Annotated in this window: 14 protein-coding genes; 3 read left to right on the top strand and 11 right to left on the bottom strand. The window is 64.5% G+C overall.

The genetic code is table 11. The annotated features are described in order from the left end of the window. Window position 1: 1 nt before the first annotated feature. The 7 genes from P8Q88_RS02235 to P8Q88_RS02205 form a co-directional block, all read right to left on the bottom strand. The gene (locus tag P8Q88_RS02235; RefSeq protein WP_278322196.1) at window positions 2–631 is read right to left on the bottom strand and encodes a response regulator transcription factor; all 630 of its coding nucleotides are present in this window, start codon (window positions 629–631) and stop codon (window positions 2–4) included. A 125-nt stretch (window positions 632–756) separates the two neighbouring features. After that, window positions 757–1,512, bottom strand: coding sequence for a proteasome-type protease (locus P8Q88_RS02230; RefSeq protein WP_278322195.1), 756 nt, complete (start codon window positions 1,510–1,512; stop codon window positions 757–759). 19 nt (window positions 1,513–1,531) lie between these two features. Beyond that, window positions 1,532–2,353, bottom strand: coding sequence for a transglutaminase family protein (locus P8Q88_RS02225; protein ID WP_278322194.1), 822 nt, complete (start codon window positions 2,351–2,353; stop codon window positions 1,532–1,534). Continuing rightward, the gene (locus tag P8Q88_RS02220) at window positions 2,353–3,297 is read right to left on the bottom strand and encodes an alpha-E domain-containing protein (RefSeq protein WP_278322193.1); all 945 of its coding nucleotides are present in this window, start codon (window positions 3,295–3,297) and stop codon (window positions 2,353–2,355) included. Before P8Q88_RS02220 ends, P8Q88_RS02225 begins: the two co-directional genes overlap by 1 nt. Window positions 3,298–3,313: 16 nt before the next feature. Next, window positions 3,314–4,741, bottom strand: a complete 1,428-nt coding sequence (locus P8Q88_RS02215) for a circularly permuted type 2 ATP-grasp protein (RefSeq protein WP_278322192.1) — start codon at window positions 4,739–4,741, stop codon at window positions 3,314–3,316. Window positions 4,742–4,801: 60 nt separating this feature from the next. After that, window positions 4,802–5,569: an esterase/lipase family protein gene (locus tag P8Q88_RS02210; RefSeq protein WP_278322191.1), complete on the bottom strand. Its 768-nt coding sequence runs from the start codon at window positions 5,567–5,569 to the stop codon at window positions 4,802–4,804. A 74-nt stretch (window positions 5,570–5,643) separates the two neighbouring features. Next, on the bottom strand, window positions 5,644–6,177 hold the full coding sequence (locus P8Q88_RS02205; protein ID WP_278322190.1) for a DUF3617 domain-containing protein: 534 nt from the start codon (window positions 6,175–6,177) through the stop codon (window positions 5,644–5,646). A gap of 98 nt (window positions 6,178–6,275) precedes the next feature. On the opposite strand from P8Q88_RS02205, the gene uvrB reads away from it, so the two are divergent. Both uvrB and P8Q88_RS02195 read left to right on the top strand, forming a co-directional pair. After that, window positions 6,276–8,483 carry an excinuclease ABC subunit UvrB gene (gene uvrB / locus P8Q88_RS02200; RefSeq protein WP_278322189.1) on the top strand — a complete coding sequence of 736 codons (2,208 nt, stop codon included), beginning with the start codon at window positions 6,276–6,278 and terminating at the stop codon, window positions 8,481–8,483. 68 nt (window positions 8,484–8,551) lie between these two features. Next, window positions 8,552–9,130, top strand: a complete 579-nt coding sequence (locus tag P8Q88_RS02195) for a hypothetical protein (protein WP_278322188.1) — start codon at window positions 8,552–8,554, stop codon at window positions 9,128–9,130. Here the strand turns inward: P8Q88_RS02195 and P8Q88_RS02190 are convergent. Then, complete coding sequence (locus tag P8Q88_RS02190) at window positions 9,087–11,162, bottom strand: protein-disulfide reductase DsbD family protein (protein WP_278322187.1); 2,076 nt, start codon at window positions 11,160–11,162, stop codon at window positions 9,087–9,089. The genes P8Q88_RS02195 and P8Q88_RS02190 overlap by 44 nt on opposite strands. A gap of 68 nt (window positions 11,163–11,230) precedes the next feature. Between P8Q88_RS02190 and P8Q88_RS02185 the strand changes: the two genes are divergently transcribed. Then, window positions 11,231–12,454 carry an FAD-dependent monooxygenase gene (locus P8Q88_RS02185; protein WP_278322186.1) on the top strand — a complete coding sequence of 408 codons (1,224 nt, stop codon included), beginning with the start codon at window positions 11,231–11,233 and terminating at the stop codon, window positions 12,452–12,454. 1 nt (window position 12,455) lies between these two features. On the opposite strand, the gene P8Q88_RS02180 is transcribed toward P8Q88_RS02185, so the two are convergent. The 3 genes from P8Q88_RS02180 to hemC are packed head-to-tail and all read right to left on the bottom strand — an operon-like array spanning window position 12,456 to window position 15,007. Continuing rightward, complete coding sequence (locus P8Q88_RS02180) at window positions 12,456–13,346, bottom strand: MICOS complex subunit MIC60 (RefSeq protein WP_278322185.1); 891 nt, start codon at window positions 13,344–13,346, stop codon at window positions 12,456–12,458. Between the two features lie 54 nt (window positions 13,347–13,400). Further along, window positions 13,401–14,081, bottom strand: coding sequence for a uroporphyrinogen-III synthase (locus P8Q88_RS02175; RefSeq protein WP_278322184.1), 681 nt, complete (start codon window positions 14,079–14,081; stop codon window positions 13,401–13,403). After that, the gene (gene hemC / locus P8Q88_RS02170) at window positions 14,078–15,007 is read right to left on the bottom strand and encodes a hydroxymethylbilane synthase (RefSeq protein WP_278322183.1); all 930 of its coding nucleotides are present in this window, start codon (window positions 15,005–15,007) and stop codon (window positions 14,078–14,080) included. Before hemC ends, P8Q88_RS02175 begins: the two co-directional genes overlap by 4 nt. Window positions 15,008–15,038: the final 31 nt, after the last annotated feature.

The following is a 15,038-nucleotide window of genomic DNA, read 5'->3' as shown; positions in this document are numbered from 1 at the left end:
ATCAGCGGGCCCGCACTCGCGCGCTACCGTCGAGTTGTGCCTCGAGCCGCAGCCGCACCGCCTGGCTCGGATGATCGGCCCCCAGCTTCGCCATCATGTTGGCACGATGGATTTCGACCGTCCGCGGACTGATTTCGAGTTCCCGCGCAATCATCTTGTTGCTGCAGCCCTCGGCCAGCCAGTCGAGCACTTCGCGTTCGCGGGGTGACAGGGCGGAGATGCGATTGCGCGCCTCGGCGGTCTTGCGCCGGCTTTCGGCGTAGGCATCCGCCTCGCTGCCGATCCGGGCAATGGCCGTCGAAAAGCGCTCGCGCTCCAGCGGCAGCCGCAGATAATCGAGCGCACCGGCCTTGATGGCTTCCACCACGCAGGTCGGGCGCGGATCAAAGGACGTACCGACGACCGGCAGCCACTTGCCGATGATCGACATCGCACGCAGCACTCGCGCCACCCCACCTTCGGCCGGGTCGTCGAACGCGAGCACGATGCCATGTTCCGGCGGCCGCTCGGTCAACTCACCGATGCTGGCATAGACTTCGCAATGATGGCCGAGCGTGAAGCCCAGGTGGGATTGTTCGGCGCGGGAGCGGCTGGAGCCGCCGACGATGTGAAGAGACTGGCGCTGTTCCATGCACAAATGCATGACGCAATTCGCAAAATCGCGTAATTCGGGTTACTACCTATTCGGAGTGTTACGAATGTAGAAAGGGGCGAAAAAGCCCTATCGTCGAGGGGCGCAAAGCCTCCGTTTTGGACCTAGTCCTGACCGGTTCCGCGATAGAAACTGTAATCGGGTAGCGAATGAAAGGCATGTTTCAGTGCGTCGCCCCATCCTGACGAGATAGCCTGGAAGTAGGGATCGTCCTGATTCACGCGGTGTTCGTGCTTGGGTTCGTAAGTATCCCGCGCGATGACCTGCAAATCCAGCGGCAGGCCCACCGAAAGGTTTGCCTTCAGGGTCGAATCGAAGCTTACCATCAGCAGCTTGACCCCATCCTCGAGGCTCATCTCGCGGTCGTAACCGCGGATGATGATCGGGCGGCCATACTTGGTCTCGCCAATCTGGAAAAACGGCGTGTCGAGGCTGGCCTCGATGAAATTGCCCTCCGGATAGACCATGAACAGGCGCGGCTCCATGCCCTTGATCTGACCAGCGACGATTACCGAGGCAGTAAATTTGCCCTGACCGCGCGGGCCATTCGCCCCCTGCCGCTCGGCGATGGTCGCGCGCAGCAGACGGCCGATTTGCGTTGCTACCTTGAACATGGAAGGCGACTTGAGAAGGATGTTGTCGCGATCCTCGGGCTCCTTCGTTCGTTCCTCCAGCATGCTTACCACGGCCTGGGTAGTGGCGAGATTCCCGGCGGTCATCACGGTGATGATACGCTCGCCCGGCACCTGCCAGGTGAACATCTTCCGAAACACCGAAATATTGTCGACGCCCGAATTGGTCCGCGTGTCGCTCATCAGGACGAGGCCCTTGTCGAGCACCATTCCCACGCAATAGGTCATAAATTCCGCTTCCCGGCGATTACTGCTGCTGGGGCATTTGCTGCTGTTCGACCGCTACGTCCACCTCCAATACGGTCGAGGTGCTTCCGAAGCTGATGCCCGTCACTGGCGCAGCATCGCGATAGTCGCGTCCCGTGGCCACCCGGACATAGCGCGCATCGGGGCTGATGCCGTTGGATATGTCAAAGCCGACCCAGCCGAGCCCCTCGACATGAGCTTCGGCCCAGGCATGGCCAGCCTCCTGCTCGACGCGATCATTCATCATCAGATAGCCGCTGACATAGCGCGCCGGAATGCCGAGCGCTCGGGCCGCGCCGATAAAGATATGAGCATGATCCTGGCACACGCCCTGCCCGGCGGCGAAGGCTTCCTCGGCACTGGTCCGCGAATTAGTGGTACCCGTGCGATATTCGACCTGCTCGAGAATTGTCGCGGACAGGCGATGCAGTCGGTCGAGTCCGTCCTCATCCTCGTGCTGAATCTCTTTCAGCAGCTTGCGTATGCCCGGCCCGGGACGAGTGAGCGCCGTCTGCCCATGAAAGCTCCACAAGGGCAAATGGCCTGCATGGCGGCCGATAACCCCGGCATGGTCGTGCGTATCGACCTTGCCGTGGCAGGTTACGCGCACTTCCTGCGCCCCGCTCTCGACTGCCACCAGCGTCGTCGTGTTGTGGTGCTGATCCTCGTAAGTCAGTTCGGGGATCGCGTTCTCGTATTCCATCTCCCATTCGAGAATTTCCTGTCCCTGCGTCTCCTTGGGCGTCAGGCGAAGGCGCTGGAGAGCGTGGACGACGGGGGTCTCGAAGCGATAGCGGGTGGTATGGCGAATAGAGAGGCGCATTAGGCAAGGAACCGATAATCTTGCGCGATGGCATTGCCGATCGCAGCGTTGCGGGACATGAAATCGATCAGAAATTCGTGCAGCCCCTGGTCGAATACCTGGTCGATGGTCATGTCGGAAAGGTGCATGTCGGCCTCGCGCATCAGCGCATTGCTGTCCCCTTCGCCACCATGAAGCCGCGCCAGAGCCGCCAGGTTCTTGCGCAATTCGGCGTGGCAGAAGGCAAGGCTGCGCGGGAAGCAATCGTCGAGGATTAGAAATTCACAGATCCCGCGGGCATCGATCTGGCCGGCGTTGAGCCAGCGATAGGCGCGATCGCCCGAAACGGAGCGCAACACCTGATCCCACTGGCCGGTATCGAGGCTGGAGCCGACATAGGAAAGCGAAGGCAGCAGCAGGTAGTATTTGATGTCGAGAATGCGCGCCACGCTGTCGCCGCGTTCGATATAGGCGCCGGCCTGGGCGAAGTGATATCCCTCGTCCCGCAGCATGGAACCTTCCATCGCGCCATGCGCCAGCGTGCCCGCCCGGCGGATCGTCGCGACGGTGTCGAGCACGCGGTTTTCGGGCACCGGGCGCTTGAGCTGGTCCTTGATCTGAAGCCAGTTCTCGTTGATCGCCTCCCACAATTCGCCGCTGATGGCATTGCGTGCAAGACGCGCATTCTGGCGCACCTGCCCGAACATCGAGAGGATCGAGGCCGGGTTGTCCTTGTCCCGCAGCATGTAGTTCCATGTCTGCATGCCGGTGTAGCTGCCGTGTTTCGCCTCATAGCCGGGCTGCTGTCCGGCGGTGGCGATGACCGAGCGCCATTCCTCTTCCGCGGTCACTAGATCGCGCGTCAGCGCCATGCGCAAGCCGGCATCGAGCAGGCGCGCGGTATTTTCTGCCCGCTCGAGATAGCGGAACATCCAGAAGAGGCCGTTGGCGGTACGACCTAGCATGACGGGTCCCCTGCCATCAGTCCTTGAGCACCCATGTATCCTTGGTGCCGCCGCCCTGGCTCGAATTCACGACCAGCGAACCCTCTTTCAGCGCAACGCGGGTCAACCCGCCAGGAGTGATGTCCACCTTGTCCGGCGAAACGAGGACGAACGGGCGCAAGTCCACGTGGCGCGGCGCGAGCCCCTTCTTGGTGAAGATCGGACACGTCGACAGCGATAGCGTGGGTTGGGCGATATAGTTCTCGGGCTTGTCGACCAGCTTCTTGCGGAATTCGTCGAGCTCCTTTTTCGAGGCCGCCGGCCCGATCAGCATGCCATAGCCGCCCGAACCATGGACCTCCTTGACCACCAGCTCCTCGAGGTTGTCGAGCACGTATTTCAGCGTGTCCTCGTCAGCGCAGCGATGCGTCTCGACATTGGGCAGCAACGGTTTCTCGCCGGTGTAGAATTCGACGATCTCGGGCATGAAGGAATAGATCGCCTTGTCGTCGGCGACGCCGGTGCCCGGCGCATTGGCGATGGTCACCCCGCCCGCGCGATAGACGTCCATGATTCCCGGCACGCCAAGCACGCTGTCCTCGTTGAACGTCAGGGGGTCGAGAAATTCGTCGTCCACCCGGCGATAGATCACGTCGAGCGGCTGGAACCCGCTGGTCGTCCGCATCGCGACGCGGCCGTTCATTACTCTGAGATCGCTGCCTTCGATCAGTTCCGCGCCCATCTGGTCGGCGAGAAAGGCATGTTCGAAATAGGCGGAATTGTAGATGCCAGGCGTCAGCACGGCGACGGTCGGCTTGCCTTCCGTGCAGTCTGGCGCGCAGGCGGCGAGGCTCTTGGCGAGCCGGCGCGGATAGTCCGACACCTGTTCGACGGGAACACGCATGAAGAGCTCTGGAAACATCGCCATCATCGTCTCGCGATTTTCCAGCATGTAGCTGACACCCGACGGGGTGCGGGCGTTGTCTTCGAGAACGTAGAACTCGTCGGGCCCGGTTCGCACCAAGTCGATACCGACGATGTGGGTATAGACCCCACCGGGCGGGGTGAACCCGACCATATGCGGTAGCCACGCGGCATTGTTGCGGAACAGGCGTTCGGGAATGCGGCCTGCGCGTATGATCTCCTGCCGATGGTAAAGGTCGTGCATGAAGGCGTTGAGCGCCGACACGCGCTGCTCGATACCACGGGTCAGCTTGCGCCATTCGGCGGCGGTGATAATCCGCGGCACCATGTCGAACGGGATTAGCCGTTCTTCGGCCTCATCCTCGCCATAGACATTGAAGGTGATACCGGTCTTGCGGAAATTGGTCTCCGCCTCGGCGTGCTTGCGTTTCAACAGACTGGTCTTCTGCTCTTCGAACCAGTCGCAATATTTGTCGTAGGCATCGCGCACCCCACCTTCGGCGCGGTGCATTTCGTCGAAGAATTCGGCGTTGCCTGTCATGGTCCCCCGGAGAACGGCCGCGGCGATTGGAATCCCGCCGCCCTACAGGGATAGAAGCCTTCAGCCCCGGTCAAGTTCCGCGAGGACCGCAGCCATCGCTTCATTGGTCATCACGAGACCCATGTGCGAACAGCGCACCGCGACCGTGCGATCGCGTTCGCCGGGCTTCCCGCAGGCCGAGCGCGGATGCACCACGCCGTCGCACGGGCTCCAGATGGCGACCGTTTCCACCGGCGGCTTTTCGGCCACGACAGTATCGATTTCAGGCTCGTCTACCCGGTGGCCCGCGATCGCCTGGTAGGCGCGCCAGCCGTTGTTCGCGCGCGGGCTGCCGGAAAAGGGCGACCCCATCGTGACGACCTTGGCCACCTTGTCGGGATGCTTCTTGGCCAGTTCGCGCGCCATCACCCCGCCGAGGCTCCAGCCGATCAGCACGATTGGCTCGCCATGCCGCCCATGCAAGGCGACGAGGCGCTTCTCGACGCGCTCGAAGCGGTCCGCCGTAGCGCCCAGATTGTAGCCGAGGCCCCAACGCTTGGCGACGTGGCCCGCTTCCTCCAGCCGCCGCGCCATCCAGCGCATGCGGATGGGATGGGCGCCGAAGCCGGGAAGCAGCATGACCGTTTTCGGATGCCGCGCGGGCGCGATCTCCAGACGCTCGCGCAACCGGCGTCGCAGCGGCTCGAGCGGCCAGAGAAATTCGCGCAGCAAGAGCTTCAGCCGCGGGCCGCGGGCATCGTCGGGGCACGGCTCCTTCGCCAATGCCCAGCGGCGCGCAATCTCCTCGCGGCTGGGCAAGCTGGTGTCTTTGAACGGTAACGTTGCCATCACCGCGTCATAATGCGCGAAGTGTCTTAACGTGCCCCGAATGTCATGTTGTCATGTGCGTGTCAGGCGACCGATCAGGCCGGGCAATCGCCAATGCGTTCGTGGCTGGTCTTCATGACCATCCGGCCCTCGCCCTGCCCGGCGACATTGCCGACCATGGTCATCGTCATTTCGGAAGAGGTCCGACCGCCCGTGCCCTGCATGGTCATCCGCATCGTGCCCTGCCCATCGCCGGTACAAGTCATGGCAGCGTCGATCGCGCTGCCGTTCACGTCGAACTTTTCGAATGTGCAGTTGGAATCCTGCGATTCCCGCGCCATTTCCTCGAAACCGCGATCGGCTTCCTCCTGCGTCAGGCAATACTCGAAGCTATTGTCCATCATGCCGCGCATCAGCTCGACCGCCTGCGGCGGGGCGCCCGGCGCCTCGAGCTCGACCAGCTCGCTCGTCGCGCGATATTGTCCGGCCTCGGGCTTCACCATCTCTTCCGCCTTTTCAGCGACCTCGGCGCTGGTGATCTCGCCGTCGCCATCGGCGTCCGCGCTCGTGCCGCCACCGCAGCCAGCCAGGCCGAGCGCTGCGGCACCGGCAATCAGGACAGTTCGCATCTTTTCATCTCCCGCTTTCTTTCTCCAACGCTAGCAGCCGCGCCTGCCAACGCAAAGCGGCGTTGATCAGGACGGCCCCGTTCCCCATATGTGCGCGCATGAGCGAACACGACACCGGTCTCGTCATCCGCCGCGGCCTTGAAGAGCCCGACACCACGGGCGAATTCGTCCCTCACAAACCCGCTCGGCCAGAGAAATCGATGGGCGGCAAGCCCTTCAAGCTGGTGTCGGACTATACCCCCGCGGGCGACCAGCCCACCGCCATCGCCGAGCTGGTGAAGGCGGCGCGCGAAGGCGAACGCACCCAGACACTCCTCGGCGTCACCGGTAGCGGCAAGACTTTCACCATGGCCAAGGTGATCGAGGAATTGCAGCGCCCCGCGCTGATCCTCGCCCCCAACAAGATCCTCGCCGCGCAGCTCTATGGCGAGTTCAAGAGCTTCTTCCCGGAAAACGCGGTCGAGTATTTCGTCAGCTATTACGATTACTACCAGCCCGAAGCCTACGTGCCCCGGTCCGACACCTACATCGAGAAGGAAAGCTCGGTGAACGAGGCGATCGACCGGATGCGCCATTCGGCCACGCGCGCACTACTGGAACGCGACGACGTGATCATCGTGGCCTCGGTTTCGTGCCTCTACGGTATCGGCTCTGTCGAGACCTATTCGGCCATGATTTTCGACATCAAGAAGGATACGCAAGTCGACCAGCGCGAGCTGATCCGCAAGCTCGTCGCGCTCCAGTACAAGCGCAACGATGCCGCCTTCGCGCGCGGCAATTTCCGTGTGCGCGGCGACAATCTGGAGATCTTCCCGAGCCACTACGAAGACATGGCCTGGCGCATTTCGTTCTTCGGCGACGAGATCGAGGAAATCAGCGAATTCGACCCCCTCACCGGCAAGACAGGCGCGAGCCTCGACAAGGTGCGCGTCTATGCAAACTCGCACTACGTCACGCCCGGCCCGACGATGAAACAGGCTTCCGAGGCGATCAAGTTCGAGCTGCAGGAACGCCTCAAGGAACTGCACGAGGAAGGCCGCCTGCTGGAGGCCCAACGTCTGGAGCAACGTACCAATTTCGATCTCGAGATGATCGCCGCCACCGGTTCTTGCGCGGGGATCGAGAATTACAGCCGCTTCCTCACTGGCCGCCTCCCCGGCGAACCGCCGCCCACACTGTTTGAATACCTCCCCGAGAACGCCCTTCTGTTCGTCGACGAGAGCCACCAGACGGTGCCGCAGGTCGGCGCGATGGCGCGCGGGGACCATCGTCGCAAGATCACTCTGGCCGAATACGGCTTCCGCTTGCCGAGCTGCATCGACAACCGCCCGCTGCGTTTCAACGAATGGGACGCGATGCGCCCGCAGACCTTCTGCGTGTCCGCCACGCCCGGCACGTGGGAAATGGAGCAGACCGGCGGCGTCTTTGCCGAACAGGTCATCCGGCCGACTGGCCTCATCGATCCGCCGGTAGAGATCAAGCCGGTGGAGGATCAGGTCCAGGATTGCATCGAGGAATGCAAGAAGACCGCCAGGATGGGCTATCGCACACTGGTCACCACGCTGACCAAGCGGATGGCGGAAGACCTCACCGAATTCATGCACGAAGCGGGCGTGAAGGTGCGCTACATGCACTCCGACGTGGAGACGCTCGAACGTATCGAGCTGATCCGGGACCTGCGCCTTGGCGTCTACGATGTGCTGGTGGGTATCAACCTGCTGCGCGAAGGCCTCGACATTCCCGAATGCGGGCTGGTGTGCATCCTCGACGCGGACAAGGAAGGCTTCCTGCGCAGCGAAACCAGCCTGGTCCAGACCATCGGGCGCGCCGCGCGGAACGTGGAAGGCCGCGTGATCCTCTATGCGGACCGGATCACCGGCAGCATGGAGCGCGCAATGGCGGAAACCGATCGCCGCCGCGAAAAACAGAAGGCGTATAACGAAGAACACGGCATCACGCCCACAACCATCAAGCGCAATATTGCCGACATCGTCGCGCACACCGCAGCGCAAGACGGTGTCACCGTCGACACTGGCGACGACGAACGCAACAACCTCGTCGGCCACAATCTACGCGCCTATATCGAGGATCTCGAAAAGCGCATGCGTACCGCGGCTGCCGATCTCGAATTCGAGGAAGCGGGCCGCCTGCGCGACGAAATCCGCCGGCTGGAGAATGACGAACTCGGCCTGCCTGAAGGCGAGCACAAGGCTCCCAGAGTCGGTCGCAGCGACGCCGGACGTCCCGGCACGCGCAAGACCCGGTACGGCAAGACGCGGTACAAGCGCATGGGCGGAAAGCCCTGATCGATCGTGTCGGGGATAAGCGGCGCGCCCCCTTGCCCGCCCGCGTGAAACTATCGAACAGGCTGCCGATGCGTGTCGCCATCCTTCCCTGCCTGATGCTGGCGATTGCCGCCTGTCAGCCGCCCGCTTCGGACGAATATTCCGAACGCTCGCGCATCGCGCCGCGCGCCGAAGGGCCGTCCGAACCGATCGCATCCCCAGATACTGCGGGCGCGGTGTGGGCGGCAGCCGAAAATACCGATCGCCTATTGTACGGCAAGCCCGGTGAGCGACCGCTCTTCGCGCTTGAATGCGTCGATCAGGGTGGCCTGCCGCTGATCGCCTTTACCCGGTTCGCCAAGGCGGATGCGGGCGCGAAAGCGATCCTCGCGCTGATTGGCAATGGCCATGTCTCGCGCCTCAAGATCGATGCCACCGAACGCGGCGATATATGGCGATGGGAAGGCGCGACAGAAGCTGCCGATCCCGCGCTCGACGTGCTGACCGGTCCGCGGCAGGTAGAAGCGACTGTACCGGGAGCCGGCAGCCTGATCCTTAATCCCAGCGCCGTTCCGGGCGAGTTGGTCGAGCGCTGCCGAGCCGCGGCTTTGCCCGACCCCGAGCCTATTGCGACGCCCGAGCCCTTGCTTCCAGAAGATCCGGCGTAAGGACCTGCGGCAATTGCTCGGCATCGCTGCCGGGCGCGTACCACAGATAGAGCGGTACGCCCGCCGCCCCCTGCCGCGTAAGCATGCGCGAAATCTCCTCATCCCGGCGCGTCCAGTCGGCCCGCATCGCGATTACGCCGGCTTCCTCGAAAGCGGCGCGTGTGCTCTCCCGTTCGATCGCCACGCTCTCATTCACCTTGCAGGTTACGCACCAGTCGGCGGTGAACCAGACGAACACCGGTTGCCCCGTCGCCCGCGCCGAGGCCAGTTCCGCATCAGAAAAGGGAACGGGATCGAGAATGCTTTCACTCGCCCGCGCCTGCGATTGCGGTGTCGGCAGCAAGGCGAACCCCAGGCTCAGCACGGCAAGCAAGGATAGCGCGACAAGGCCCGGTCCCGCCCGTCCGCGACGCTGAAAGAGTCCGACCAGCGCCAGTCCGGCAAGGCACAAGAGCGCCAGCACGCTGACGAGCGCCAGAAACTCCCATCCCCCGAGCCGCCACACGAGCCATGCGAGCGCCAGCGCGGTCAGTCCCATCGGTAGCGCCATCCAGCGGCGGAAGCGCTCCATCCAAGGCCCCGGCTGCGGCAGGCGGCGGCGCAGGCCGGGCACGAAACCGATCAGCAGGAACGGCAAGGCAAGCCCCAGCCCGAGCGCAAGGAACACGAGCAGCCCGTCGAGCGGCGGGATGACCAGCGCCGCGCCGAGCGCCAGTGCCATGAATGGTCCGGTGCACGGCGTCGCAACGAAGGCCGCCAGCAACCCGGTCGCAAAGGATCCCCCGCGTGAAGGGCCGCGCCCGGAGACGGCAAGGCCGGGCACCTCGAACAGGCCAAGGAAATTCGCTGTTATCGCGAGCGCCAAAAAGAGCAGCGCGACGACGACCACCGGTTCCTGCAGCTGGAAGGCCCAGCCGATTTGCTCCCCCGCGGATCGGAGCGCGAGGATCGTCAGGCCAAGCGCGCCGCACGCCATCATCACCCCGGCGGTATAGGCCAAGGCATCGGTCCGGGCCGCGCGCTCGGCGCCGCCGGCCTTGGCCAGCGCCAGTGCCTTGAGGCTGAGGATCGGGAATACGCAGGGCATGATGTTGAGCAACAACCCGCCTGCCAGCGCCGCCAGCAGCAATTGCCACAAAGTGGGCGTGGCCGCGCCGCGGATCGGCTTGACACCTTCCAGCGGGACATCCGCCGCCTGCGCGGCGAAGCGTACCCCGCGCCCGGTTCCGAGGTCGAGAATGCCCTCGATCCGAGCCGCGCTTTCAGCGGACCCGGCGTTTGTCCCGGGCAGGGAACGCAAGGGGATCTCCGCCACCAACAGATCGCCTTCGCGGATGAAGGTCTGGACCCCGGTATAGGCAACCGCGCGGCCGGCCCCGATTTCGTCGGTCTCGACGAAGACATGTGCATCGCCCAGCGCGCTTGCAGCCGGCAGGGGTATGCCGATCCGCAGGCGGTCCCCGGCGAACTCGAAGCCTGCCGCGCTGCCGAGCGGCGGGACTATGTCGGCGCGCCAGTCGTCGATCCGCGCAGGTGTGATGCGGCCGGGATTGAGAGTCACATCGGCCGTTTGCGGGACGCAGATCGTGTCGGTGCAGGCAAGATAGTCGACCTTCGCCGACAGAGGCTCGAGCGCCGACACATCGATACCGGCGGGAATCGCGACTTCGTAGAGGACGGCATATTCGCCCTCGTAAATATGGTTCATCAGGTCGCCGATCACGAGGCGGCTGGGCAGAGGATAGAGCGCCGCTCCGAACCATTCGTCTGGCCACGACCAGTCGACCTGCATGCCGAGGCCCGCATCACCGGGATTGGACCAGTATCCATGCCATTCGGGTGCTCGCGGCGTGAAATGCAGGGCGACGGTCATCTTCGTAGTCCCACCTTCGCCCGCCTGCTGGCGATCGGCGAATAGTTCGACTGCGATGTCGTTCGGCCCGCCAAGCTGCGATTGCGCCAGCGCGGGGCTCGCGGAAAGCGCGGCCAGCGCCATCAGCAAGACTGCCAGAAGGCGGCGCAAACCGGTCATAGTCCTTGCTTCGTCCACGGATGCGCATCTAGGGGCATGACAGGGCATTCGCAACGAGGCGCATCAAGGTGACACAAGCAGACGAAACCCGCGACCTCCTGATCCTCGGCGGAGGACTGGTCGGCATGACGCTGGCACTGGCTGCGGCGAGCAAGGGCATTTCGAGCCATCTCGTGGATCGCGCCGATCCTGCCGATTTGACAGCCGAGGGTTTCGACGGACGGGCCTCGGCAATCTCGACTGCGAGCTGGCGCCTGTTCCGCAGGATCGGTCTTGAGAAGACGCTCGAACCGCATGGCTGCGACATCGCTGCGATCGCGGTGCTGGACCAGATGAAGCGCGGTCGGCTCGATTTCAGGCCCGAACCGCATGAGGGCACGCTGGGCCGCATGTTCGCCAATCGCCAGCTTCGCCTCGCCCTGCATGAAGCCGCGCGACAAGAACCGCTGATCGCCTGGCACGCGCCGGTCGAGGTGGTGAAGCGAACGCGCGGCGAATTCGGCGTTTCCGCGACGCTGGGGGATGGCACGGTGCTCAAGGCCGCGCTGATGGTGGGCGCCGAGGGACGCGGTTCGCCTTCACGTGAGGATGCCGGGCTCAAGATGGCCGCCTGGGATTACAGCCACCGGGCAATCATTTCCGGCCTCCGACACAGCCGGTCGCATGACAATGTGGCGTGGGAAATCTTCTATCCCGAAGGCCCCTTCGCCCTCCTCCCCATGCTGGACGGGCCCGACGGCGCGCATCGTAGCGCGCTGGTCTGGACGGTGGACGAAAAGGATGCGGCAGCGGTCCTCAAACTGTCCGACCGCGCATTTCTCGCCGAAGTGCAGAAACGCATGGGCGACCTGCTCGGCGAGTTGTCGCTCAATAGCGGGCGCTCGTCCTATCCCCTCAGCTTCCAGCATACCGCCAGGATCGTCGACGACCGGTTGGCACTGGTCGGGGACAGTGCGCACGGCATGCACCCGATTGCCGGGCAGGGGCTTAATCTTGGCCTGCGCGATGTGGGCGCGCTAGTCGAAGTGCTGGACGAGGCACTGCGGCTCGGCCTCGATCTCGGCGACCGGCAGGTGTTGAAGAAATACGAGGAATGGCGCGCGCTGGACGGGTTGATGGTGATGGGCGCAACCGACGGCCTGACCCGAATATTCGGCGTGCCGGGCAAGGCTGCGAGTGCCGTGCGGCGCGCCGGCATGGCGGGCATCCAGCGCTCGGGCTGGCTCAAGCGTTTCTTCATGGACGAGGCGCGCGGCATTTCCGGCGACTTGCCCGAGATGCTGAAGGCCTGATCTATTCCTCGACCGGGCTGGGCTGTTCGATGCGATTGCCCGCCCCGTCGCGCAACCGGCGCGGTTCGAGCACGGCGGCCGTCTCGATCAGGTCGAGAGCCTGCTGCATCGCTGCATAGCGTTCCGCGTCGCGCAGCCAGCTCTGCGCATTGCTGACCCCCGGCAGGTTACGCACTTCCGCAATCGCCGCTTCGGTTCGTCCGCTTTCGAGGAACAGGCGCGCCCGTTCCAGGCGCCGTTGGGGCTGCGGGGATGGCGCGCTCTCGCTGCGGATGACGAAAAGCTGCGATAGTTCTTCCTGCAATCGCGCGAAGCCGGTTTCCCGCGAGGGTTCCGCGAGGCGCGGTGCCAGCCCTTCCAACCGGGCGATCAACACGTCGAGCGTCACCGGATTGCGGCTCGCACGGATCAGCGTGTCGACCGCATTGGGCATGGCGTCGCCGAAGCGCAGGCGAAGCTGGTCGGCGAGAAAACCGAGTTCCGCGCCTTTTTCCAGCGCGCGGCGCGTAGCGAAGGCGATAAGCAGTCCTTCGGCTCGTGCTGCGTTCCCCGCCGCCGCTTGTGCCTGCAGGTCGAGCCGCGCAAGGCGTTGTTCGGCAGCGGCAAGGCGCTGATCGATCCCGCCTTGCTGTTCCTCTACCCGCGCAACTGCCCGCTCCGCCGCCTGGCTGGAGGTGGCCGTCGGGCTGGGCGTGGGCGAAGCTGGTATCGCACTGGCCAGCGAGGTGGCCCGCGCCTCGGGCTCAGCCACCGTCGTAGCCTCGCCCTCGTCCTGCATCTTGTAGACAACGTAGCCAGCCAGAGCGCCGCCAAGCAGGAAGGAGGCGACGACGGCTGCCAGCACGGGCTTGACCGACGGCCCCTTGCGCAAGGTGCTGTTGAATTCTTTCATCGACTTCCGTTCTGCGACCCGTGCACCCTGTATTCTCCGGGCGACCCATCCCTGTCAGGCGGAATCTTGGCACAAAGATCTGGCCAAGGCCAGTAGCTGCGCATCGTCGGGCGCCTTTGCGATGTGGACGGATTGCCAGCCACTGCCGACCATCTCGGCCACGCGCGGACCGATCGCCGCAATTGCGATCGGGGAGCGGTCTATGCCGAGCCGGTCGATTTCGGACGCGAACCGCGTCGCCGCGGCACCCGAATGGAGAGCCACGACCGCATCGGTGCGGAGCTTTTCCGCGTCAGCCACCTCCTCGGGCACTGCGTGGTAGACAGTGCGCGTCTCCAGCGTAATGCCCTCGGGCGCGGTCAGCGCGACGCGGTCTTCCCCTGCCAGCCGCAGCAGGCGCAGGGTCCGGCCCGCAAGCCGGTCGAGCAGCGATTGCAGGCCGCCACGACCGATCTGGCCGACCAGCATGCCAGCTGCGCGCACCGCGTCTGCCGTTGCCTCGCCCACGACATGGACAGGCAGGCGGGCATAGCGTTCGAGCGCCTCGCCGCCATGACGCAAGGCGTTGGCGCTGCCGATCAGCAGGCCGTCGAACGCGTCACTTTCCGGCGGGTCCCAGGCCACTGGCTCGATCGAGAACAATGGGCCGCCGATGACCTCCATCCCCATCTCGCGTGCGGTCTCGGCGGAAACGCCGAAACCCGGTTCGGGCCGCAGCAGCATCAGCGGCTTCATGCCGGACCTTCGAACAGCGCGCGGGTGGCGGGCGAGGCCGCCGCGAGCAAGCGCCGTGCAAGGTCGCGCGGGGCATCGGAATCGCCGGCGGCAAATCGCGCCTCGTCGGCGATCCGCTCGCTTCCATCACTGCTGAAAATCGCTGCGGAAAGATGCAACTTTTCGCCCTCGGTCCGGGTCAGCGCCGCGATCGGGCTGCTGCAGCCACCGCCGAGCCCTGCTAGTAGATGGCGTTCGGCGAGCACCTCCGCGTGGCTCGGCCCATGGTCGATTGCCGCGAGAAGCTCACGCGTTCGCATGTCTTCCCTGCGACATTCGAGGCCGATCGCGCCCTGTGCCGGAGCGGGCAGCCACTCTTCCGGATCGAGCCGGACACCGATTTCGCCCTCGCCCAGCCGATCGAGTCCGGCCGCTGCAAGGAAGGTTGCATCCGCCTCGCCCGCTTCAAGCTTGGCCATCCGCGTCGCAACGTTTCCGCGAATGCTTGCAACCTTGAGATCGGGCCGCCGGTGGAGCAATTGCGCTGCCCGTCGCGGAGCGCTCGTGCCGACGAGCGCGCCTTGCGGGATCGCATCGATTGAAATCGCCCCCAGCAGCCGATCGGCCTTGTCCGCGCGCGGCAGGATGGCGGCGATATGGAGTTCGGCAGGCCGGATGGTTTCGACATCCTTCATCGAATGGACCGCCGCGTCGATCCGCCCCTCGGCCAGCCAGAAATCGAGCTCGCGCGTCCACAGCGCCTTGCCGCCGATCTCGGCCAGCGGGCGATCCTGGATGCGGTCGCCGCTGGCGACCACGGGCACGAGTTCGACAGCGTCATCGTCCCAGCCATGCGCCGCGCAGAGCCGCATGCGCGTTTCGCGAGCCTGCGCCATGGCGAGCGGTGACTGACGGGTTCCGAGACGGATGATGGGCATGTCGGGCATAGCGGTATGCTTGCCCTAGCGAGCGATCCCG

Origin of the sequence: Qipengyuania marincola, assembly GCF_029688625.1 — a bacterium.
Lineage (GTDB): Bacteria > Pseudomonadota > Alphaproteobacteria > Sphingomonadales > Sphingomonadaceae > Qipengyuania.
The sequence above is the reverse complement of the archived record's forward strand: the minus strand, read 5'-3'. Positions and strand labels throughout refer to the sequence as shown.